Source organism: Flavobacterium sp. FG19 (assembly GCF_057809475.1).
This window is the reverse complement of the sequence record NZ_JBMDKA010000003.1, coordinates 22,037-43,430: the sequence shown is the minus strand read 5'-3', so window position 1 is coordinate 43,430 and position 21,394 is coordinate 22,037. Positions and strand designations below refer to the sequence as shown.

Genomic DNA, 21,394 nt, shown 5'->3' with positions numbered 1-21,394 from the left:
AGTTTTTCAACTCATAACTATAACTCTTAACCTAAATTACCTTTAATAAGGACAGTGACGGCATTTGTTTCCGCAGCAGTTTCCCCGTTTTAAATGAAACCAGGATTTGAATACCGTATTGCCATTTTCAAGATAATAGTCAATTCCTTCAATTAGTTTCTCTGTTTTGGGTAAAGATGCGGCTTTGTTTTTTAAGGCATTTTTGGGAGTGACAGTTTCAACGTAAGCATCTATTTTGTCTTCACAGGCTTCTTTAAAACAAGCAGGACAAAGGCAGTCTCCTCCTTCAGAAAGATTGAAAATAGGCGGATAATCATTACACCAGCATTTATTTTCAACCGAAATATCTCCACAGCTGAATTCAGATTCACAGCCGGAGCAAATTTTTGTTTTAATGGTATTCATAGTGTAAAGATACAAATTGTTTAATTTTGTAAGAATAAAGGTAGACAAAAAAAATAGAAAATGCTTTACCTTTGTTCCTTTCGAAAACGTAAAATATGAGACATTTATTCCCTAAACTGATTTTTATTTCCTCTTTTTTTATCCTCTTTGGATGTAAGAAGAACGAAACGAGCGAAGTAGCAAAATCAGAAACTGTTAAAAACAGTATTGAATATGCATCCGGGCTTTCTATTGTAAAATACAGCGATTATTCGGTCGTAACCGTTTCAAATCCATGGCCTAACGCTAATAAAGACTTCAGGTATATCTTAAAGGAAAAAGAAGCCAAAGTTCCGGACAGCCTTCAGTCTTATACCACAATTCAGGTTCCTTTAGAATCTGTAGTGGTAACTTCGACAACGAATATTCCGTTTTTGGAAATGCTCGAAGTAGAGAATAAATTAGTAGGTTTTCCGCATACAGATTATATTTCGTCTGAAAAAACCAGAGCACTAATTGACAAAGGTTCTGTGAAAAACGTTGGACAAAATGAAAAGTTAAACATCGAACAGTTAATCGAATTAGCGCCGGATTTGATTGTGACTTTTGGGGTCGATAATAATAATCCTATGCTGGATAACTTAAAGAAAAGCGGCCTGAATGTTTTGATTCAGGGCGACTGGATGGAGCAGTCACCATTAGGAAAAGCCGAATGGATTAAATTATACGGGGCTTTGTTTGGTAAGGAAGAAAAAGCAAAAGAATTATTTGATAAAATTGCCGACAGCTATAAACAGGCACAGAAATTAGTAGCCGATAAACCTTCAACATCGAAAGTTTTATATGGCTCAATGTATGAAGATGTGTGGTATGTGGCGAAAGGAAACAGCTGGGTAGCGCAGTTTATGAAAGATGCCAGAGCCAATTATGTCTGGGAAGACCTGCAGGGAACCGGAAGTGAAGGTTTGTCTTTTGAAAAAGTACTGGATAAAGCAAAAGATGCCAATATCTGGATCGCCTCAGGTTCATTTAAAAGTCTGGATGAACTGCAGAAAGCGAATCCGCATTACAGTGAATTTGATGCTTTTAAAAATAAATACGTTTACAGTTTCGAAGGAAAACTGGGAGCGACGGGAGGAACCGTTTATTATGAGCTGGCACCAAGTCGTCCGGATTTGGTTTTAAAGGATTATATCAAAATTTTTCATCCTGATCTGCTTACAGGTTATGAATTTACTTTTGCATCAAAACTGAATTAAATTGGCTGACAAAAAACGAAATACGATTTTATTTGTCATTTTGACCCTTGGTCTTTTTCTAATGTTTTTTGCCAGCATTAGTTTAGGATCGGTTACCATTCCGTTAAAAGAAGTTTTAATGAGTTTAACCGGAGGGCATGCCTCCAAATCGACCTGGGAATATATTATTATCAACTACCGTCTGCCTAAAGCTATTACGGCAGTTCTGGTGGGAACAGGACTTTCGATAAGCGGGCTCTTAATGCAGACCTTGTTTAGAAATCCGCTGGCAGGGCCTTATGTTTTAGGACTAAGCTCCGGAGCCAGTCTTGGGGTTGCTTTTGTGATTTTAGGAGCCGGGTTTCTTCCTTCATTTTTAAGTGTCATTGCCCTGTCTTCCTACGGAATTGTAATTGCTTCTACATTTGGCAGTACGCTGGTATTGTTATTGGTTCTGGTCGTTTCTCAAAGATTACGGGATACCATGGCTATTTTAATCGTAGGATTAATGTTTGGAAGTTTTACAACGGCGATCGTAAGTGTTTTAACCTATTTCAGTACGGCAGAACAACTGCAGAAATTTACCTTTTGGTCTATGGGAAGCCTTGGAAATCTTTCCTGGCCCACAATTGGAATTTTGACATTTTGTGTTGGAACAGGACTGCTCTTAAGTGTTAAAAGTATCAAACCATTAAATGCGCTGCTTTTAGGAGAGAATTACGCCAAAAGTATGGGACTGAATTTTAAAAGAGCCCGTTTAATAATCATTTTTGCAACGAGTATTTTATCAGGAGCGATCACGGCCTTTGCGGGACCCATTGCTTTTGTTGGATTAGCGGTGCCGCATATTGCCAAACTGACTTTTCAAACCAGTAATCATACGGTTTTATTCTGGAGCACTTTATTCTTTGGATCGATTATAATGTTGTTTTGTGATATCGTTTCGCAAATGCCGGGATTTGAAGTCACACTTCCTATAAATGCGATAACGTCTATTATTGGCGCACCGGTTGTTATCTGGCTTTTGGTAAGAAAAAGAAATTTCAAGTAAAAACTTACAAAATATTTTTATCTTTATTTTTTAAACACATAGAAACATAGTTTTAAAAGCTGTTGAAAGGCGTTTCACTTTTTTAAACAATCATTAGATTTTGCAGAAAAGAAGATGGTTTCTATCAATTAATCAAATAAATGATTACTCAAAAGTATTTAGATCAGTTAAGTTATGATGTTATTGGTGCTTGTATTGAAGTACATAAAATAATTGGAAAGGGATTGCTCGAAAACATTTATCATGAATGTTTGAAAGAAGAATTAGCTGAAAGGAAGCTGAATTTTGTTACGGAAATGAAGGTGCCTTTAGTTTATAAAAACAGACAATTAAATGCGGATATGAGATGTGACTTGTTTGTAGAGAATTGTCTGGTGGTGGAATTGAAAGCAGTATTGGAAATAAATCCAATCCATGAAGCACAATTAATGACCTATATGAAACTATTGAAAGCGCCAAAAGGGATTATAATTAATTTTAATTGCTTTAATATTTTTAAAGAAGGCCAGAAAACATTTGTAAATGATCATTATAAACTATTACCGAAATTTTAAGTTCGCAGGCTATGTGTTAATTTACAAGTAAATTTTATTTGAGCTTTCAATACAAAGAAAAACTATGTTTCTATGTGTTTAAAAAACATTCACAATGATAAGAAATATCTTAAAAACATCTAATTTAAATATTGGTTATAAAACCAAAAAAGGGATTACGACTATTGCCGGAAATCTCAGTTTAAATTTGAATTCTGGAAAACTGATTGCTTTAATAGGAGCAAACGGAATCGGAAAATCAACGTTACTGAGAACGATTACCGGAATTCAGCACCCTTTATCAGGAAGTGTTTTTCTGAATGATAAAAATATTACGGGTTACACGCCCTTAGAACTCGCACAGAATTTAAGTTTGGTTTTAACCGAGAAGCTGCCGCCCAGTAATCTTTCTGTTTTTGAATTAGTGGCTTTGGGGCGTCAGCCTTATACTAACTGGGTGGGCACTTTAACGGATGCAGATATTGAAAAAGTCAGAGAAGCCATGCAGCTGACTCAGATCGAGCATCTTTCTCAGAAAAAACATTATCAGATAAGTGACGGACAGTTACAGAAAGTTTTAATAGCCAGAGCACTGGCACAGGACACACCGCTGATTATTCTTGATGAGCCTACTACACATTTAGATTTACTGCACAAAGTTTCGTTGTTTAAACTCCTGAAAAAACTGACTCAGGAAACCCAAAAGTGTATCTTATTCTCCACACACGATATTGATCTGGCCATCCAGTTAAGCGATGAAATGATTGTGATGACACCGGAAAATGTGGTACAGGATACTCCTTGTAATTTAATTTCGGATGGAAGTTTTACGGCTTTGTTTAAAGATGAACATATTCTGTTTGATGCCGAAAAAGGGAAGTTTATTGTGACTTAAAGTATTCAGGTTATTTTAGCCTTAGCCTTTATCAGGTATTTTGCTTTCCAGAATTTTGGTTAAACTTAATAGGTTCAGAAAAGAAAATACCTTATGAAATATTATTTTCTTTTTTAAATCTGCTTCGGTGAACAGCTAAAACAACATTTAATTCGCCGGCATTTGTACTTAAGCCTTCAAGATCAAATTTCATTATCTGACCCGGCTCCACAATATAATAAATGAAATAATCCGTACCATCATCTTCTTTGTTGCGATATTCCCGAACCGTTCTTTCGTTCTCTATATTACTCCACGGAATTAAGTCATTTCCTCTGTACTGAATCCCTTCGGAGTTAATTCTAAACTGAATTTCATCGATTCTCTTTACCGATTTAATAAGAAGAGGAATTTGAAAAACAAAAACAGCAAACAAAATAAGAACCGTGATGCTTTGATTTTCTGTAAAATAATAACCAATCGCTATTAACAGACCAATCAGCAGTACGATTCTCAGGAGAATATCTCTTCTTGTATAATAAATCAGAAATTCTTTGGAATGACTGAGATTATTGGTATCAATAAAAGGTCTCATCTTATTTGCTTAACCCAATTTGTCTTTTAGCCTCGCCAATTACAAAGGCAACAGAATTGGCAATATTAAAAGAGCGGATAAGCGGTGACATCGGAATTGTCAAATGATTTTCAAATCTGGCCATAAACTCTTTGCTTAAGCCAACGCTTTCTTTTCCAAAAACCAGCCAGTCGCCGTCCTGAAATTCATTTTCCAGATACGACTTCTGAGAATGTGAACTCATTAAAAATACCCGGGAATGATCCGGAATCTGCGCCATCCATTCTTCCACATTCTGATATTCGGTTACATCCAGATGTACCCAGTAATCCAGCCCGGAACGTTTCAGGTTTTTATCATTAATGACAAAACCAAAAGGATGAATCAGGTGAAGTTTGCTTTCGGTCCCTACACATAATCTTCCAATGTTTCCGGTATTATTTGGTATTTCAGGTTCTACAAGAACTACGTTTAGCATTTTTTTTGAGTTATGAGTTAAGGGTTAAAGGTTATGAGTTATGAGTTATGAGTTATGAGTTATGAGTTATGAGTTAAGGGTTGTGGGTTATTAGTTATGGTTTTTTTGGAATTATCTACGGGCTCATTATCTAATTTAAAATCGGGTACTTCAAGAACTTCTCCGGCTTTTAAGTGCTGCAAATATACGTTTCCTATCCGAACCCGCACCAGACGTAAAGTAGGAAAACCTACTGCAGCAGTCATTTTTCGTACCTGACGAAATTTTCCTTCTCTTACCGTAATCGAAGCCCAGGAGGTTGGACCGTGGCGTTCATCTCTTATTTTTTTGGCACGCAGACCAAAATCCGGGATTTCAGTAACAATAAATGCTTTACAGCGTTTTGTTTTATATTTACCGCCATGAAGACCTATTTCGACTCCGTTCTGCAATTGTTCGATTGCTTCGGGAGTAATTACACCATCGACCTGAACATAATACTCTTTGTCTACTTTTTTGCTTCGAACCAGTTCGCTCATATTTCCATCAGTGGTCAGCAGAAGCAAACCTTCAGAATCTTCGTCTAAACGCCCAATCGCCATAGTTCCCTCAGGGAAATCATGTAATTCGCCCAAAAGTTTTTTCTTTCTTTTTAGTTCATAAATAAACTGGCTCAAATAGCCGTAAGGTTTAAAAAGAATGAAGTGTCTGTGCATTTTTTAATTTTTTGCAAAGATAGTTCTTTCACAAAATAAAAAACGAACATTTAATAAGGGATACCGGTGCTGGATTTCATCTTTTTTAGCCATTGATATACAAACCAGACTGCGGTGATAATAAAAACAGCAATTAAAATAAAGTAATGATCGGCAAAAAAATCATGAAAGTAACTTCCGGCCAGAATATAAGCAGAAGCCATACAAAGTTTGATGAGAATAAATTCAGCATTGGACCAGCTGGTTTTGATGGTAAAAAAGTTCATAATAAATAGAGTTTAAGTTATAAAAACAGCAGAATAAAGGTAAGAAAAATAGTAGATATTTTTAAGTCCGCAAACCCAAAGTAGTGTTAAACCTTTTTCTTTTACAATTTAGAATTCGTAATATTAATAGAGAAACTGAAAATAATAAAAGTATGGAAACGAATAATTTAGGCTCTAAAAAGATAAACGGAGTACAGAAAAACACAGAGAAAACCAAAGCAAAAAATGTTTCGCATGACGAAAAATCAAATACGACTGATTTAAAAAAAGAGGTTGTGACAGATGCTGGCGGTAATACCAAAATAGTAGAAAGAGCACGAAATGTAAACGAAGACATCAAAGTCAAAAAAACGATAGACCCTGATAATCCAAATGCAGGAAGGGGAGTGACTACTGATGAGGAAGCTAAAAAGACAGTGGAGAATAAAGACCGGAATTCGGATATAACACCTGATCGGTATCCGGATTCACATCCGGACAATAAGGAAAACCGTGGGAATATGAAACTGGATGAAGAAAAAGAATAAGCATTTTTTTTGGATTTGAGCTGCTTAAATGTAAAATAACATTTGATTGTGATAAAGTCTTAATTTTATGATAAACCCTTATTTTTCTATGGCTGACGGCTAATATCTTTGTAAATTACAGCTACAAATTTAAATCGTAATACTATGTCACTTTTAGAAAATAAAGTAGCTTTTGTGTCTGGAGCAGGTTCAGGAATTGGACGTGCAGTAGCAGAAGCGTATGCCCGTGAAGGAGCAAAAGTTGTACTTTCGGATATCAATACAGAACACGGTGAAGAAACCGTAAAACTTATAAAGGAAAAAGGCGGGGAAGCCTTTTTTGTAAAAGGCGATTCGTCAAGTGCCAGTGATAATAAACATATGGTTGAAGTAACGGTTTCAAAATACGGCCGACTGGATATTGCCTGTAACAACGCAGGTATGGGAGGTCCGGCCAAACCAACCGGGGAATATGAGCCTGAAGCATGGGACCGTGTCATAGCACTTAACTTAAATGGTGTTTTTTATGCCTGCCGCTACCAGTTAGAACAGATGGAAAAAAACGGAGGTGGGAGTATCGTAAATATTGCTTCTATTCACGGACAGGTAGCAGCTCCGTTAAGTCCTGCTTATACAGCCTCTAAACATGGAGTGGTAGGACTTACAAAAAATATTGCGACTGAATATGCTCAGAAAAATATCCGCTGCAATGCTGTTGGGCCGGGTTATATAGAAACTGCTTTGTTAAAAGATAATTTAAATAAAGATGCTATGAATGCAGTGGCTGCAAAAGCGCCGATGAATCGTTTAGGAACAGCAGAAGAAATTGCAGAACTGGTCACTTTTTTAAGCTCTGAAAAATCCTCATTTACAACCGGAAGTTATATCATTGCCGATGGCGGATATACAGCGGTTTAGTTACTGTAATAAATAACAATGCACAAAAAGCTGTTCTGTCCGGAACAGCTTTTTTTATGAAAAAAAATAAAAATATAGCGATTAAGGTGTTTTTTCTTATTAATTAATAAAGAGGGCAGTGTGAAATCAAAAAGAACAAAACGTCTGTAAAAACGCATTATGTTTGAATAATTGTGTTTTTGTAAGTGTAAATTCCGATTTTTAAAAATACATAACTAAAAAATAACTTACAATTAGTTTATGGTTTTAGAATATTCCTTTAACTTTAAAGAAACTAAGTTTGATTTCTAAAAACTCTATTTTTAATGTATACGTTTATGAAAAACATTTACCCCCTAAGGCATTTAATAGCCATTTTTAGTTTTTTTTATTCCGTGAGCCTTTTGGCGCAGACGTTTCCGACCCCTCAGAATTTACCTTATCAACAGGATTTTTCTTTTGCTCCGACTATCACAGATTATCCTTCAGGTTTTCAGGGCTGGACTGCCAGTACGAGTCCGGGATCTGTTTTTAATACCAATGCGGTATTAACGGCAGACAGGCCTTTGACAGCCAGTAGTACCGCAGCGACTACCAGTGGTAATTTTCATAATTACGATGGTAAAATAGGCTTTTTGAATACCGGTTCATTAGACCTTACTATTGGTTTTGCTTTTAATGCAGCTGGTCAAAGCGCCATACAGGTTCAATACGATGTGATGACGATTCGTAATCCTTACGATATTCCTCCGACAACCGGAAATACCCGTATCAACGAAATGGTTTTACAGTACCGTGTTGGTACTACTGCGTCGTTTGTTTCTTTACCTTCTACCGTTTACAGTAACAACGATGTAAAACAGACTACAGCGGTCACAACCCCGCAGAATGAACAGACTATAAAAGTAACGCTGCCGGCTGAATGCGACAATCAGCCTGTGGTTCAGATAAGATGGATTTCCAGACAGGTTTCAGGAGCAGGTTCCCGTCCGTCATTTGCTATTGATAATATCGATATCAGAAGTGATGTACTGCCTCCGGTCACTATTACCGGTTATCCAAAAACCGACCACATTTTATCAGATAGTTTTGATTTTATTACCAAAACTGACGAAGCTGCTAAAACGTATTTTGTATTATTGCCAGGAGGAAGCCCCGAACCTTCTGCGGCACAGATCAAAGCCGGACAGGGTGCTTCAGGTGCAGCTGCATTACAGTCCGGATTTTTGGATATCATCAATCCTTCTCAGGAATATGTAAAAAGTTTTACAGGACTGGAACTGAATACGGCTTATACCGTTTTTTCTATAGCAGAAGATCCGCATGGAAACATTCAGGCAGTTGTTAGTAAAGTAGATGTTACGACTTCAAGTGTAGTGGTTCCTGCTATTTCGGCCTCGGTTACTTCCTTAGATTTAGGATTTTCAGAATCCGGCTATGATTCAGAAGTTTTAAATTACCAGATTCAGGCATCCAATCTTACTAATGATGTAATCCTGACTGCTTCGGCAGGTTTTAGCCTGTCAAAAGACAATACAGCCTTTACATCGTCGATAACATTTTCTGTTGGAGACTTTGTTTCCAATACGGCTCAGACGGTTTATGTAAAATTTACACCAGATGCTGTAAATATATTTTCCGGAGAGATTACCCATGAATCAACCGGAGCAGTAACCAAAACAGTAACCCTTACCGGAACAGGAATCAATCCTTATATACAGGGATTTAATGATGCTAATGTTTTGTCGAACAGCGGCTGGACACAATACAATGCCGCAGGAACCAATAATAAGTGGACTTATACCGCAGTTGCCAGAAACGTAAATTCAGGTACAGGAGCTGTTTTAATGAACGGATATTCGGATTCAGGACCAAGTAAAGACTGGCTGATTTCGCCTAAACTGCATCTGGACAGTTTTAACCAGTTTGCTTTATTGTCTTTTTACTCCCGTAAATTTTATGCCGGACCATCTTTAAAATTAATGGTTTCCACTGATTATGACGGCAAAAGTAATCCGGAAACAGCCACCTGGGCAGAAATTGACGGGAAATTCCCAACGGTAACCGGAACCTATACCAAATCAGAATATATTGATTTAAGCGGATTTAAATCGCCAAATACGTATGTTGCCTGGGTTTATGAAACAACGGCAGGAGGGAACAACTTTGCCGCAGAGTGGTCAGTAGATGATATTGCCATTACTGATGAAGCGGGTTATGTAAATTCAAACCCTGTTTTAGATTTTGGCGATGTGAGTGCCAATACTTTTTCTGACAGCCAGTCTTTTGTTTTTAAAGCTGAAGGTTACGGCGATATTACCATCACGGCTCCTGCAGCTTACGAATTATCACTGGACGATACGACATTTCAGTCAAGTGTTTTGATAGAAACAACAGCTGCGGCCAATAACAAAACGGTATACGTAAGGTTTGCCCCAACAGTTAAAGAATTAACTATTTCAGGAGTTTTAACAGTAACCGGAACTTCATTAAACAAACAGATCGGTTCACTTACGGGTTCTTCATGGCCAAAAGCAGATACTTTTGATGTGGTAACGTATAACCTGGAGTTTTTCGGTACGGATGTAAAAGGAACTGACGGTGTGGAATTTGGTCCGACAGATGATGCGCTCCAGATTGAAAATGTGGCCAAAGTAATGAACAAACTAAATGCAGATGTCTATGTAGTTCAGGAAGTCTCAGACGATCCGTCAATTGATAGTTTAATTGAAAAAATTAACATCAACGGAAAAACATTTGATAAAACTATTTCTGCTTCCTGGTCGTATTCCTTTCAGGAACCGGATCCTAATTTTCCTCCTCAAAAATTAGTAGTGCTTTATAATACACAAACCACTACGGTAAAAAACACCCGTGTTATGTTTAAAGAATTCTACGATGAGGTTCGTGCCGGAACAAAAACGTTAGCCAATTATCCGGGCGGAAACGGCAGCAGTTTTTTCTCATCAGGACGTTTGCCTTATATGGTTACGATAGAAACGGATATTGCCGGGGTTAAAAAAGAAATTAATCTTATCGACCTTCATGCCCGTGCCAACAGCGGAACTGATGTTTCAAGATACAATATGCGTAAATACGATACCGAAGTTTTAAAAGACAGTCTAGATACCCATTATGCTAATTCTAATTTGATTATTTTAGGGGATTATAATGATGATGTAAAAGCCTCTGTTATTGCAGGACTTCCTTCTTCGTATGAAAATTTTGTGACGGATACAGATGGTTATAATGCCCTTACTTTAGGAATCAGCCAGGCAGGGGCCTACAGCTTTTTGAGTTCGGGAGGCTTTTTAGATCATATCATGATTTCAGACGAACTGAACGATGAATATATTACGAACTCAATCGCGGTTTATGATCCTCGTAACGATATTACTAATTATACCACAACAACTTCAGATCACGGACCGGTAATTGCCCGTTTTGAACTGAAAGCAGATGTTTTGTCTACACCTGATTTTGGAGCCCGGAACGGATTCTATGTTTCTGCTTATCCAAATCCGGCTTTTGATGTCTTAAACCTGAGCCTGAAAACAAACGATACTAAAAATCTTAAATTGAGACTTTATGATGTAAACGGACGCGCTTTAGGAAAGCCTGTTGAAATTACAAGCAGTCAGGAATTAAGTACTACTGTAATGTCAGTTCGCGATTTACATCCGGGAGTTTATATTTATACCGTTTCAGAAAATAATAAAGTTGTTTTTAAAGGAAAAGTTCTTAAGAAATAATACCCGATAGATAACTTCCATAAAAAAGGGCTGTCTCAAAATTTTGAGACAGCCTCTTTTGTTTTTATAATAAAAGTATATGGATTTTCAGGTAAATATTACAGCTGCTGCCTGGAAATAAGAAATATTCTAATGGTTGTTTTTTAACTTTTACCGCCGTTTGACTAAGTGCTTTTCTTTATTTAAAAATTGACATTAAGACCAAAATTCAGCCCCCATTGAAATTGATTAAAAGACTGATTGTTCAGCGGGTTTACATAATAATTTACAGCAGGCTCCACAAAAACATTGGTTTTCTTATAAACACGATATTGTATAGTACTACTAAGCGTAGAGCCATACACATAATCGTTGGCATTAACATTTTCGCCAATAGAATTTCCGTCGATGGCAATACTGTTTGAAATTAATTTTCCAACAAAACCTCCCGTATTCAAATTAATGCTCGTTTTATTTTTACTGAAAACAGAATAGGAAACTTCCAAAGGCATTTCGATATATCGTAAATTCTGGTCTAAATTACCCGTTTCGATATTATTGCTCTGAATGACTTCTTTTGTACTGTTTGAAACCAAAACATAGTTAGGGCTGCTCGCCAGTTGAGGAACAGTTGAATTTTTTACAAGATAATCGCTGGAAGCAAAAAGTGCCGTGTTTCTCACATTCATATAAGAAACATTCGATACACTCTGCCCAAGTTCGTTAATTTTAAAGCCCGAAGCCACGGCCCATTTTTTATTGATTTTATATTGTGTTTTTACACCATAGGAATTACTCTGTTTAGAATCGTTGGTGTTTCCTAAAGTTTTATTGTTGCCGTAATTTTCAGAATTGGCTACACCTGCAAATAACTGCAAAGCCCATTTTTCTCCTTTTGAAAGCAGTTTATCCTCTTTTTTCTTTTTCTCCTCTGTGCCGGCAATGCCTTTTTCAAGATTTTGAAGTTCAGCCAGTTCAGCCGAATCTTTTTTAGTTAAGGCAGAAAGAGTCTCTGAGGTAGTATTATGTACTGCATTTTGTTTTTGCACAGCGGCAATAGTATTGCTGCCCGGCTCAGTTTTTAAAATACTTTGTCTTTCTTTATTTGAATTGACAGTATTGGGCTTTCCGTTTAAAGAAGGGCTCAGGTCATTATACACAATCGCATTTGGATTGGTGTTTTTCGAAGCGGGTTTGTTTTCAAAAATAGAATTTGACAAAACAGAGTTAGATCCATTATTGAATTTGTTTTCTCTTCCGGCATTAAATGTTTTTTCAGCCAGTACTTTGTCTGCATTTCGCTTTTCAGGATCCTGTGAAGGTTTTTTCGAAACGGTATTGAATGCATTGCTTCTGGTCGAAATAAAAGACTTTTCAGCCACAGCATTTTGTTTCGAAATACCGTTTTTATCATTTAGAGACGGATTTTGAATTCCCTGATTAAAGCGGTTTTCCCTGGCCGGACGGAATGATTTTTCAACAACTGCATTGTTGTTTTCTTTTATTGCTTTAGAAACAGGCAGGACGTTAGTTTTGTTTTTAGATCCGGAAGGAGACAGCGATACTGTTTCTTCCGCTTGATTTAACGAACTGCCGTGTGATTGATTTGCCGTTTTTTCTGATGATGAAACTCTGCTTTCGCCTGCGGATTGTTCTTTGAGAATATTTTCTTTATCGGATCTATTTTTATTGGTGTCTAAATTTGGTAATTCATTTTTTTGGTCAAGTACAACATTGCTGTTTCCTGATGCAGGTTTTATTTCAGCATCAGAATTAAAGTGAAGGACAGAAGGGAGCAGTAAGCCCAATAATAAGCATGCAGCCGCAGACCACCAAAGAATTGCCCTCTTCTTCTTTTTAGGCTGGTCCAGTTTTTCTTCAATCTGACCCCACAATTCAGGAGGCGGAACACTGGAAAAGTCTTCCATTGATGAAAAAATATCTTCTATTTTTTGCTTCTTCATGCTGTCTTAAAATTTTTTATACTCAGTATTTTTTTTTGCAAAATGTGCTTGGCACGGTTTAAATTTGATTTTGAAGTACCTTCGGAGATTTTGAGCAGTTCGGCTATTTCTTTATGTTTCATCTTTTCAAAAACATACAGGTTAAAAACCGTTCGGTACTGATCAGGTAAATCCCGTATGTATTCTAACAGTTTTTCCTGCTCGATCGGGATGCTGTCCAGTTCTTCTTCTTCAACAAAATCAGTATCGGGATCAAATACATCCAGAAAGAAACTTTCTTTTTTCTTCTTATTCAGAGTCTCGATAAGTTTATTTATGAAAATGCGTTTCATCCAGCCTTCAAAACTTCCTTCAAATTTATACTGGCTTATTTTTTGAAAAACAATGACAAATGCTTCCTGGAATACATCTTTGGCGTCATCTTCATTTTTCATATATTTTAAGCAGATACCATACAAAACAGGAGAAAACAACTGATAAATTTTCAGTTGTCCCTCCCTGTCATTTTTCATGCACAGCTTAATATATTTTTCTAAATCGTCTTTCAAAAAATGGGTTACTTTTGGTTTTGCAAAAATAGTTCTTAAAAGCTTACAAAATGATTTTTGCGGCTGATAAGAACTAGTTTTTGTTTTTTTAGTTTTTTGATTATAAAGGACTTGTTTCTTTTTTTACTCCTTTTCAGGGCAAACAGGTTCCTTTTTTATCCGGGTTATTTTAAGCTGTTGATTTTTTCTTTAATAGCCATTTTGAAAGCTTTTACTTCAGAGCTCTGGTCATCCGTATCATTATTGTCGATGTAAATCTTAGTGACACTGATTCCCTGACGCCATTCAAAATAAACACCGCCCTGGTCTTCAGAATCCGGAGTACCATAGGTTTTAGTCTGACCTTTTAACGCCGTAATTTCAGTTGGAACTCGTTTCAGGAATAAAGTATATTCGCTGTTTTTGGTTACTGCGTTGTATTTGTACTGTTCAAAATTGTATTTATCTGTAATAACCCCTAAAAATTTCAAAATATTGTAATCATTGATCTGGAAGAAATTGTTAGTACTTCCGAAACCTCCAATAATCATTGTATCAGGACTTTGATTTGTTCTGTTGAAAAGGATCGTTTTAGATGTTTTCGGGATCAGAATAAAATCAGTAGGATACGTTGGAGCCTGTGTAATATTTTCTCCGGCAAGAGGCGCTTTTTCATAAAAGCTGACGATAATTTCACAGTTATTTTCTACAATAGAAGTGATTTTTATAGCATAACCGCTTGTAGGTTTTACTCCCGCAAAAAGCGCCACCATGTAATATTTTGAAAAATCGATTACAGGATCGCTTGCTACTTCACAGGTATTGGCATGTTTGGTAAAATAAGCATCCATTTTTTCCTGCGATGTTATGATCAGGGCACTTGGAGTGTTTGGCAGCGTTTTTACACTATAATTACATAAAAGAGGAAAACCGCTGAAAGCTAAATCAGCATTACTTCCGCAGTCAACATTAAGATCGTCATTACTAAGAGAACAGGCACTAAATCCAAAAGCTATAAACAAGCTCAACATTAATTTTTTCATGATAGAATTTTAAATAGGTTATATCATGTAGATGCTGCTTTTTTTAAATGGTTGCGTGCCAAAATATTTTTTTGTGAAACAGGCGTGAAAGAAAAATGTTTGTTTAATTTAGAATCAGTACTAATTCGTGAAAATTTGATTTAAAAACACAGAACTACGTATTAATGCGTATTTTTACTTAATAAAAACTTAGTTATGTTTGATTTCCTCCCGTATTTACTGGCTTTTGTTATTGCCTTGTTTCTGGGTATTTACCTTGGCAGACTGTTGTTTTCGGCCAGATTTCAGTCCGAAAAAGTGGGACTGGAAGAAAGACTTCGTGCTGGCTCTGCACAGCTTCAGCAGCAGAAAGAACAATTTGAAAATGAACGTATTCATTTTCAGAAACAACTCCAGCTCACTAATTCTGAAAAGGAAATTATCAGGACAGAAAAAGACAGTCTGGCTATTCAGCTTTCTAAAAAAGAAGTTGATTTTGAAAATTTATGGGAACGCCATAAAGAACAGAAAAGTGAAATAAACGAACTTCAAACTAAGTTTACCAAAGAGTTTGAAAATCTGGCCAATAAAATTCTCGAAGAAAAATCGGCAAAATTTACTGAGCAGAACAGCGAAAATATGAAAAATATCCTGCTGCCGCTTCAGGATAAAATTCATGTTTTTGAACAAAAAGTAGATCAGACCCATAAGGAAAGTATTGATTATCATGCGGCACTTCGACAGCAGATTATTGGTTTAAGCGAAATGAATGCCCAAATGAGCAAAGAAACCCTGAACCTGACCAAAGCACTAAAAGGAGACAGCAAGATGCAGGGTAACTGGGGCGAATTGGTTTTAGAGCGTGTTCTCGAAAAATCAGGACTGGAAAAAGGCCGTGAATACGAAGTACAACAGAGTTTTATAAATGCCGAAGGAAACCGTGTAATGCCCGATGTAGTGATCAATCTGCCCGACGGTAAAAAGATGGTCGTCGATTCTAAGGTTTCACTTGTGGCCTATGAAAAGTGGGTAAACGAAGAATCGGATATAATAAAAACTGAATTTTTGAAAGAACATGTTTTATCTATAAAAAGACATGTAGAACAGCTGGGGAATAAAAACTATCACGATTTGTACCGAATGGAAAGCCCTGATTTTGTCCTGCTTTTTATTCCCATCGAACCCGCTTTTGCTATTGCCTTAAATGAAGATCCTGCTTTATACACCAAAGCCTTCGACCGGAATATTGTTATTGTAACTCCAAGTACCTTACTGGCGACTTTAAGAACAATCGACAGTATGTGGGCGAATCAAAAACAGCAGGAAAATGCTTTTGAAATTGCACGGCAGGCCGGAGCATTATATGATAAATTTGAAGGTTTTGTAACTGATTTACTGCGGATAGGCAATAAAATTAAAGACACCAAAACAGAATATGAAAATGCCATGAATAAACTGGTATATGGTAAAGGAAACCTCATTACCAGTGTTGAAAGATTAAAGAAAATGGGAGCCAAGGCCAAAAAATCGCTTCCTGAAAATATCATCAACAGAGCTGGTTTAGATACTAATGAAAATGAATTATTGAATTAAATACATACCCAATTTCCAAAAACAAAAAACATGACTGCAGATTACAAACCCGTTTCCTCATCAAAAATTAGTATTTCAGAATTAATGCTTCCGTCGCATACCAACTTCAGCGGTAAAATTCACGGAGGGTACATTTTGCAGCTGCTGGATCAGATTGCCTTTGCATCGGCATCCAAATTTAGCGGTAATTACTGCGTAACGGCTTCTGTTGATACAGTAAACTTTTTAAAACCAATTGAAGTAGGCGAATTAGTGACCATGAAAGCATCCGTAAATTATGTAGGACGCAGTTCCATGATCGTAGGTATCAGGGTCGAAGCAGAAAATATCCAGACCGGAGTTATTAAACATTGTAATTCTTCCTATTTTACAATGGTTGCCAAAGATAAAGACGGAAAAAGTGTTCAGGTTCCCGGGCTTATTTTATCTAATCTGGAAGAAGTCCGTCGTTTTAGAAAGGCTGTTAAACATATCGAAGTGAGGAAAGAAGTAGAAGAACACGAAAAAATTGCCAATGTCAGTTCTATTGAAGATCTGGCAAGCTTAGATAAATACAACGTCCTGCTGGAAATCAGCTAAATTTTCCTATCTTTATTTTATACACTTTTAAATTTAAGATACTATGGTAAAGTTTGGATATACAATTTTGTACGTTGATGACGTTCAGAAATCAATTGAATTTTATGAAAATGCGTTTGGTTTTGAAAGGAAATTTATAAGTCCGGATAATGATTACGGAGAACTGAATACCGGCGAAACCACTCTTTCGTTTGCTTCTAAAAAGCTGGGAGCCCAAAATCTGGAAGATGGTTTTCTGGAAAGCAGTTTAGAAGACAAGCCTTTTGCGATCGAATTAGCCTTTGTAACAGAAGATGTGGGCGATTTGGTGCAAAAAGCAACTTCTTTTGGAGCCGTTTTGGTAGCCGAACCTAAGAAAAAACCATGGGGACAGGTTGTGGCATATGTAAGGGATACAGACGGATTTTTACTGGAAATCTGTACGCCGGTACACGGATAAAAGCGCGCCAGGCTGCCTTTTTAATACTCACTAATTAAGTGTTTTATCTCCGAAATATTCACAAATATTTAGCATTAATTCAGAAACTCTGTGTGAAGAAATTTCGTAACTTTAGTAATAACCAATTCGGTTACGGAATTATTTCACGGAGTACTGCCGTTCTATTTTTTACAGTCCAGTATTTTTTCTTCTCAAAATGAAAATAGAATGACATAATTGTTTAATTGCTGACGATTATGAAAAGAACTACATTACTTATTTTACTTTTTACCGCATTTTCGCTATTAGCCCAGGATAAATTTAAAACCAGTACGGCAATTGTAAATTTTGAAGCTTCAGTTCCTTTTTTTGAAGAAATAAAAGCGGTAAATAAGCTTGGAACCATTGTTCTTGAACCTGCCACCAGTACACTAATCTGTACGGTAATTATCAAAGATTTTCGTTTTAAAATGGATCTGATGCAGGAACATTTTAACGATAATTATATTGAAAGCCATCGTTATCCAAAATCAGTTTTTAAAGGTAAGATCGAAAAATTTGACCTGAAAGATATTGATGATTCTGAAAAAGAATATACGGTAAAAGGAAAACTATATCTTCACGGAAAATCAAAGATGATTGAAATGAAAGCCCTGATAAAGAGAGTTTCTGAAGGCATACAAATTTCGTGTAACTATCCTATTTCGGTTGCGGATTTTAATATTGCCATTCCGGGCACAGTTGCCAGTAAAATTTCAAAAACAGCCAATACTTACTTATTTGGAGTGGTACAAAATGAGAGAACGATGTATGCAACTTTAAAGTAAGGACTAGTGAATACAGCTGATAAGGGCTTTTTCTAAATCAGTAAACTGAAATTCAAAGCCGGTTTTCTGGATCTTTTCTGATGATGCCCTTTGTCCTTTTAGAACTGCTTCACTCATTTCTCCTAAAATAATTTTTAGAAGGAAAGAAGGAATTTTAGGCAGCCATATTGTATAGCCATATAATGAGGCAAGTAATCTGGAGAATCTTGAATTGGTAGTATTATCTGTTACTGAGGCATTGTACGGACCATACATTTGGCTGTCTGATACAGATTTGCAGTAAATCTGGCATAAATCTTCAATGTGGATCCAGGGTAAATATTGTTTTCCGCTTCCTAAAACAGCACCAAAGCCCGATTTAAAATTAGGGCTTACTTTTTTCATGAATCCTTGATTTCTTCCTAAAACAATTCCGGTTCTGATTTTAACGGTTCTGATTCCCAGTGCTTCAATCGTATCAGCCGCATTTTCCCATTGTACACAGGTTGTGCCCAAAAAGTCGTCTGCCGGAGGAGTTTCTTCTGTGCATATTTTATGACTGGTTACAGCACCATAATACCCTATTCCCGAGGCCGATATAAAAGCATTTAGTTTTTTGTTGTTTTTTTTCAATACAGAAAAAATTAATTCAACAGGTTTTACCCGGCTGTCCAGTATGGCTTTTTTTCTTTTAGAAGTCCATCGTTTTTCTACTATTCCTTCGCCTGCCAGGTGAATAATAAAATCAGCATTAAGAACAGCACTTTCGTCAATATAATTTTTATCAGGATCCCATCGGTAATAGGTTACCGTTTCTGTATTTTCTTTCTGACCACGGCTTAAAACAGATACTGTATAGCCGGCCCCAGTTAAAATAGGGGTTAAGTAACTTCCTATGAAGCCGCTTCCGCCTGTTAGTAGAACATTTTGAGCCATAATAGTTTATAATATATTTAACAGTCTGTATTGTTTAAGGATTAGTAAAGGTACTTAAACAATGTTTACCTTTATGGCAAATTCTAAATTTTAATAAAATGGCGACTAAAAAAAAGACAATTACCAAAGATGATATCGTTTCACTATACATGGATCACGTTTTAGAAAATGGCCAGAAACCCAAATCAGTGTATCATTTCACTAAAGAAAATGATTTTACAGAAGCTGAGTTTTATTCCTTTTTTGGGACATTAGAAGGTTTAGAAAAAGAAATATTCCGACTGTTTTTTGAGAATACAGTCAGTTTACTTCACAAGAACGAAGAATATCAGCAGTATGATATGAAAAACAAAATGCTGAGTTTCTATTTTACGTTCTTCGAAATTCTGACAGCTAACAGAAGTTATGTGCTGCAGACGCTTAAAATAGATCGAAATCCGCTTAAAAATTTAGTACAGCTCACGACACTTCGCGAAAGCTTTAAAAATTATGTTTCAGAAATCCTGACTGATGATTACAGACTGGAACAGGAAAAATTTCAAAAGTTTCAGGAAAAGACCATTCAGGAATCAGCCTGGCTGCAATTAATGCTGACAATTAAATTCTGGATGGAAGACGAATCGGCTGCATTTGAAAAGACCGATATTTTTATCGAAAAGTCAGTTAATGCCTCATTTGAACTAATGAATGTAGCGCCAATGAACCATTTAATAGATTTTGGAAAATTTCTGTTTAAAGAAAAAATACACAGCAGATAATGAAAACAATCGATTATATTCCAACCTCAAAAATAGAAAGAGCCGGAAAACTGGTTCAGACCGGAGCGAAAATCGGAGTCAATTATATTAAGCATTATGCTGAAAAAGTAGTAAACCCGGATTTGACCCGCGATAAACTAAACGAAAACAATGCCGAAGATATTTACGACGGACTAAAAAGCTTAAAAGGAAGTGCGCTTAAAGTAGCTCAGATGTTAAGCATGGACAAGAATTTCCTGCCTCAGGCTTATGTGGAGAAATTCTCCTTATCGCAGTTTTCCGTTCCGCCGCTTTCGGCACCTTTAGTTTTAAAAACCTTTAAAAGTAATTTTGGCAAAACGCCTTACGAAATTTTTGATGAATTCAACCCTAATTCAGTAAATGCTGCGAGTATTGGTCAGGTGCATCTGGCTAAGAAAGATGATAAAAAACTGGCGGTTAAAATTCAATATCCGGGAGTTGCCAATAGTATTTCTTCGGATTTAGCTTTGGTGAAACCCATTGCCATTAGAATGTTTAATCTGCAGGGAAAAGATTCTGATAAATACTTTAAGGAAGTTGAAGATAAACTGATTGAAGAAACGAATTATCTTCTTGAATTAAAACAAAGTCAGGAAGTAGTGGATGCCTGCAGTAAAATTGAAAACATTACTTTTCCGAATTATTATCCGGAGTTTTCGTCAGAGAAAATCATCACAATGGACTGGATGACGGGAATTCATCTTTCTGAATTCACGGCTCAAAATACCAATCAGGAAATTGGTGATACAATAGGGCAGGCACTTTGGGATTTTTATATGTACCAAATTCATGTGCTGCGAAAAGTACACGCCGATCCGCATCCCGGAAATTTTTTGGTTGACGATCAGAATCAATTGATAGCATTGGATTTTGGCTGTATGAAGCAGATTCCGGAAGATTTTTATACGCCGTATTTTGAGTTAATCAACAAAAATGTGATTACCGATGAAGCGTTGTTTAATAAAAAATTATTCGAATTAGAAATCCTTCGCCCGGACGATACGCCTGCGGAAGTGGAGTATTTTACCGAAATGTTTCATGAATTGCTGTCTCTTTTTACGAAGCCTTTTCAAAATGAAACTTTCGATTTCGCCGATGAAACTTTCTTTAACGCTATCGCCGAATTAGGAAAACGTTTCTCTGAAGACACCAATCTAAAAAAAATGAACGGAAATCGCGGCTCTAAACACTTTATCTACATGAACCGCACTTTCTTCGGACTTTATAATTTAATGTTCGATCTGAAAGCGAAAATTGTGGTGGAGAATTATTTGAAATACTAAGTTGGGAAATTCCAAATTCCAATCTTATAATGTAGACCTTTGTCAAAGTTCAAAACTTTGACAAAGTTTTTTTTTCATCCAGTTTGTCATCTCGACGAAGGAAAGATCACACACGTAGCTCTACAAAGATTAACGACATACTGCACGGAATTTCTTGTGTGATACTTCCTCCGTCAGGATGGCAAGATTGCGTATAATTGGAATTTGGAATTTAAAGAATTGGAATTTTACTTAAATATTTTGGTAATAATTGGAATTTG

At 36.4% G+C, this 21,394-nt stretch carries 22 protein-coding genes; 13 read left to right on the top strand and 9 right to left on the bottom strand.

Annotated features, from left to right (window positions below):
- Positions 1 to 42: 42 nt before the first annotated feature.
- Positions 43 to 405: a C1orf53 family protein gene (locus ACODST_RS03820; protein ID WP_488930792.1), complete on the bottom strand. Its 363-nt coding sequence runs from the start codon at positions 403 to 405 to the stop codon at positions 43 to 45.
- 95 nt (positions 406 to 500) lie between these two features.
- Here ACODST_RS03820 and ACODST_RS03815 point away from each other — a divergent pair, with 95 nt between their 5' ends.
- The 4 genes from ACODST_RS03815 to ACODST_RS03800 all read left to right on the top strand — a co-directional run bounded on the left by ACODST_RS03815 (position 501) and on the right by ACODST_RS03800 (position 4,101).
- Positions 501 to 1,643, top strand: a complete 1,143-nt coding sequence (locus tag ACODST_RS03815) for an ABC transporter substrate-binding protein (RefSeq protein ID WP_488930791.1) — start codon at positions 501 to 503, stop codon at positions 1,641 to 1,643.
- Between the two features lies 1 nt (position 1,644).
- Complete coding sequence (locus ACODST_RS03810; protein WP_488930790.1) at positions 1,645 to 2,673, top strand: FecCD family ABC transporter permease; 1,029 nt, start codon at positions 1,645 to 1,647, stop codon at positions 2,671 to 2,673.
- Between the two features lie 140 nt (positions 2,674 to 2,813).
- Positions 2,814 to 3,227, top strand: coding sequence for a GxxExxY protein (locus ACODST_RS03805; protein ID WP_488930789.1), 414 nt, complete (start codon positions 2,814 to 2,816; stop codon positions 3,225 to 3,227).
- 97 nt (positions 3,228 to 3,324) lie between these two features.
- Positions 3,325 to 4,101, top strand: coding sequence for an ABC transporter ATP-binding protein (locus ACODST_RS03800; RefSeq protein ID WP_488931082.1), 777 nt, complete (start codon positions 3,325 to 3,327; stop codon positions 4,099 to 4,101).
- Between the two features lie 91 nt (positions 4,102 to 4,192).
- Here ACODST_RS03800 and ACODST_RS03795 read toward each other — a convergent pair whose 3' ends face one another.
- The 4 genes from ACODST_RS03795 to ACODST_RS03780 are packed head-to-tail and all read right to left on the bottom strand — an operon-like array spanning position 4,193 to position 6,093.
- Positions 4,193 to 4,675, bottom strand: a complete 483-nt coding sequence (locus ACODST_RS03795; RefSeq protein WP_488930788.1) for a hypothetical protein — start codon at positions 4,673 to 4,675, stop codon at positions 4,193 to 4,195.
- 1 nt (position 4,676) lies between these two features.
- Positions 4,677 to 5,132 (bottom strand): tRNA (cytidine(34)-2'-O)-methyltransferase, encoded by a 456-nt coding sequence (locus ACODST_RS03790; protein ID WP_488930787.1) that lies wholly within the window; start codon positions 5,130 to 5,132, stop codon positions 4,677 to 4,679.
- A gap of 59 nt (positions 5,133 to 5,191) precedes the next feature.
- Complete coding sequence (locus ACODST_RS03785; protein ID WP_488930786.1) at positions 5,192 to 5,827, bottom strand: pseudouridine synthase; 636 nt, start codon at positions 5,825 to 5,827, stop codon at positions 5,192 to 5,194.
- A gap of 50 nt (positions 5,828 to 5,877) precedes the next feature.
- On the bottom strand, positions 5,878 to 6,093 hold the full coding sequence (locus tag ACODST_RS03780) for a hypothetical protein (RefSeq protein ID WP_488930785.1): 216 nt from the start codon (positions 6,091 to 6,093) through the stop codon (positions 5,878 to 5,880).
- 152 nt (positions 6,094 to 6,245) lie between these two features.
- Here ACODST_RS03780 and ACODST_RS03775 point away from each other — a divergent pair, with 152 nt between their 5' ends.
- The 3 genes from ACODST_RS03775 (at position 6,246) to ACODST_RS03765 (ending at position 11,248) form a co-directional block, all read left to right on the top strand.
- Positions 6,246 to 6,620 (top strand): hypothetical protein, encoded by a 375-nt coding sequence (locus tag ACODST_RS03775; protein ID WP_488930784.1) that lies wholly within the window; start codon positions 6,246 to 6,248, stop codon positions 6,618 to 6,620.
- Between the two features lie 144 nt (positions 6,621 to 6,764).
- Positions 6,765 to 7,517, top strand: coding sequence for an SDR family NAD(P)-dependent oxidoreductase (locus ACODST_RS03770; protein WP_488930783.1), 753 nt, complete (start codon positions 6,765 to 6,767; stop codon positions 7,515 to 7,517).
- 317 nt (positions 7,518 to 7,834) lie between these two features.
- Positions 7,835 to 11,248, top strand: coding sequence for a choice-of-anchor J domain-containing protein (locus ACODST_RS03765; protein ID WP_488930782.1), 3,414 nt, complete (start codon positions 7,835 to 7,837; stop codon positions 11,246 to 11,248).
- Between the two features lie 182 nt (positions 11,249 to 11,430).
- Here the strand turns inward: ACODST_RS03765 and ACODST_RS03760 are convergent, their stop codons facing one another.
- The 3 genes from ACODST_RS03760 to ACODST_RS03750 form a co-directional block, all read right to left on the bottom strand.
- Positions 11,431 to 13,191 carry a hypothetical protein gene (locus ACODST_RS03760; protein ID WP_488930781.1) on the bottom strand — a complete coding sequence of 587 codons (1,761 nt, stop codon included), beginning with the start codon at positions 13,189 to 13,191 and terminating at the stop codon, positions 11,431 to 11,433.
- Complete coding sequence (locus tag ACODST_RS03755) at positions 13,188 to 13,703, bottom strand: RNA polymerase sigma factor (RefSeq protein ID WP_488931081.1); 516 nt, start codon at positions 13,701 to 13,703, stop codon at positions 13,188 to 13,190. Before ACODST_RS03755 ends, ACODST_RS03760 begins: the two co-directional genes overlap by 4 nt.
- A 200-nt stretch (positions 13,704 to 13,903) precedes the next feature.
- Entirely contained in the window at positions 13,904 to 14,761 is an 858-nt protein-coding gene (locus tag ACODST_RS03750) for a protease complex subunit PrcB family protein (RefSeq protein ID WP_488930780.1), read from the bottom strand.
- A 195-nt stretch (positions 14,762 to 14,956) separates the two neighbouring features.
- On the opposite strand from ACODST_RS03750, the gene ACODST_RS03745 reads away from it, so the two are divergent.
- The 4 genes from ACODST_RS03745 (at position 14,957) to ACODST_RS03730 (ending at position 18,157) form a co-directional block, all read left to right on the top strand.
- The gene (locus tag ACODST_RS03745) at positions 14,957 to 16,333 is read left to right on the top strand and encodes a DNA recombination protein RmuC (RefSeq protein ID WP_488930779.1); all 1,377 of its coding nucleotides are present in this window, start codon (positions 14,957 to 14,959) and stop codon (positions 16,331 to 16,333) included.
- A 30-nt stretch (positions 16,334 to 16,363) separates the two neighbouring features.
- Entirely contained in the window at positions 16,364 to 16,912 is a 549-nt protein-coding gene (locus ACODST_RS03740) for an acyl-CoA thioesterase (RefSeq protein ID WP_488930778.1), read from the top strand.
- Between the two features lie 43 nt (positions 16,913 to 16,955).
- A complete protein-coding gene (locus ACODST_RS03735) occupies positions 16,956 to 17,351 on the top strand; it encodes a VOC family protein (protein WP_488930777.1) in 396 nt (131 codons plus the stop codon).
- Between the two features lie 236 nt (positions 17,352 to 17,587).
- Positions 17,588 to 18,157 carry a YceI family protein gene (locus ACODST_RS03730; RefSeq protein WP_488930776.1) on the top strand — a complete coding sequence of 190 codons (570 nt, stop codon included), beginning with the start codon at positions 17,588 to 17,590 and terminating at the stop codon, positions 18,155 to 18,157.
- 3 nt (positions 18,158 to 18,160) lie between these two features.
- Here ACODST_RS03730 and ACODST_RS03725 read toward each other — a convergent pair whose 3' ends face one another.
- Entirely contained in the window at positions 18,161 to 19,072 is a 912-nt protein-coding gene (locus ACODST_RS03725) for a TIGR01777 family oxidoreductase (RefSeq protein WP_488930775.1), read from the bottom strand.
- 98 nt (positions 19,073 to 19,170) lie between these two features.
- Between ACODST_RS03725 and ACODST_RS03720 the strand changes: the two genes are divergently transcribed.
- Together ACODST_RS03720 and ACODST_RS03715 are read left to right on the top strand one after the other, a co-directional pair.
- A complete protein-coding gene (locus ACODST_RS03720) occupies positions 19,171 to 19,830 on the top strand; it encodes a TetR family transcriptional regulator C-terminal domain-containing protein (protein ID WP_488930774.1) in 660 nt (219 codons plus the stop codon).
- Positions 19,830 to 21,134, top strand: coding sequence for an ABC1 kinase family protein (locus tag ACODST_RS03715; RefSeq protein ID WP_488930773.1), 1,305 nt, complete (start codon positions 19,830 to 19,832; stop codon positions 21,132 to 21,134). Before ACODST_RS03720 ends, ACODST_RS03715 begins: the two co-directional genes overlap by 1 nt.
- Positions 21,135 to 21,394: the final 260 nt, after the last annotated feature.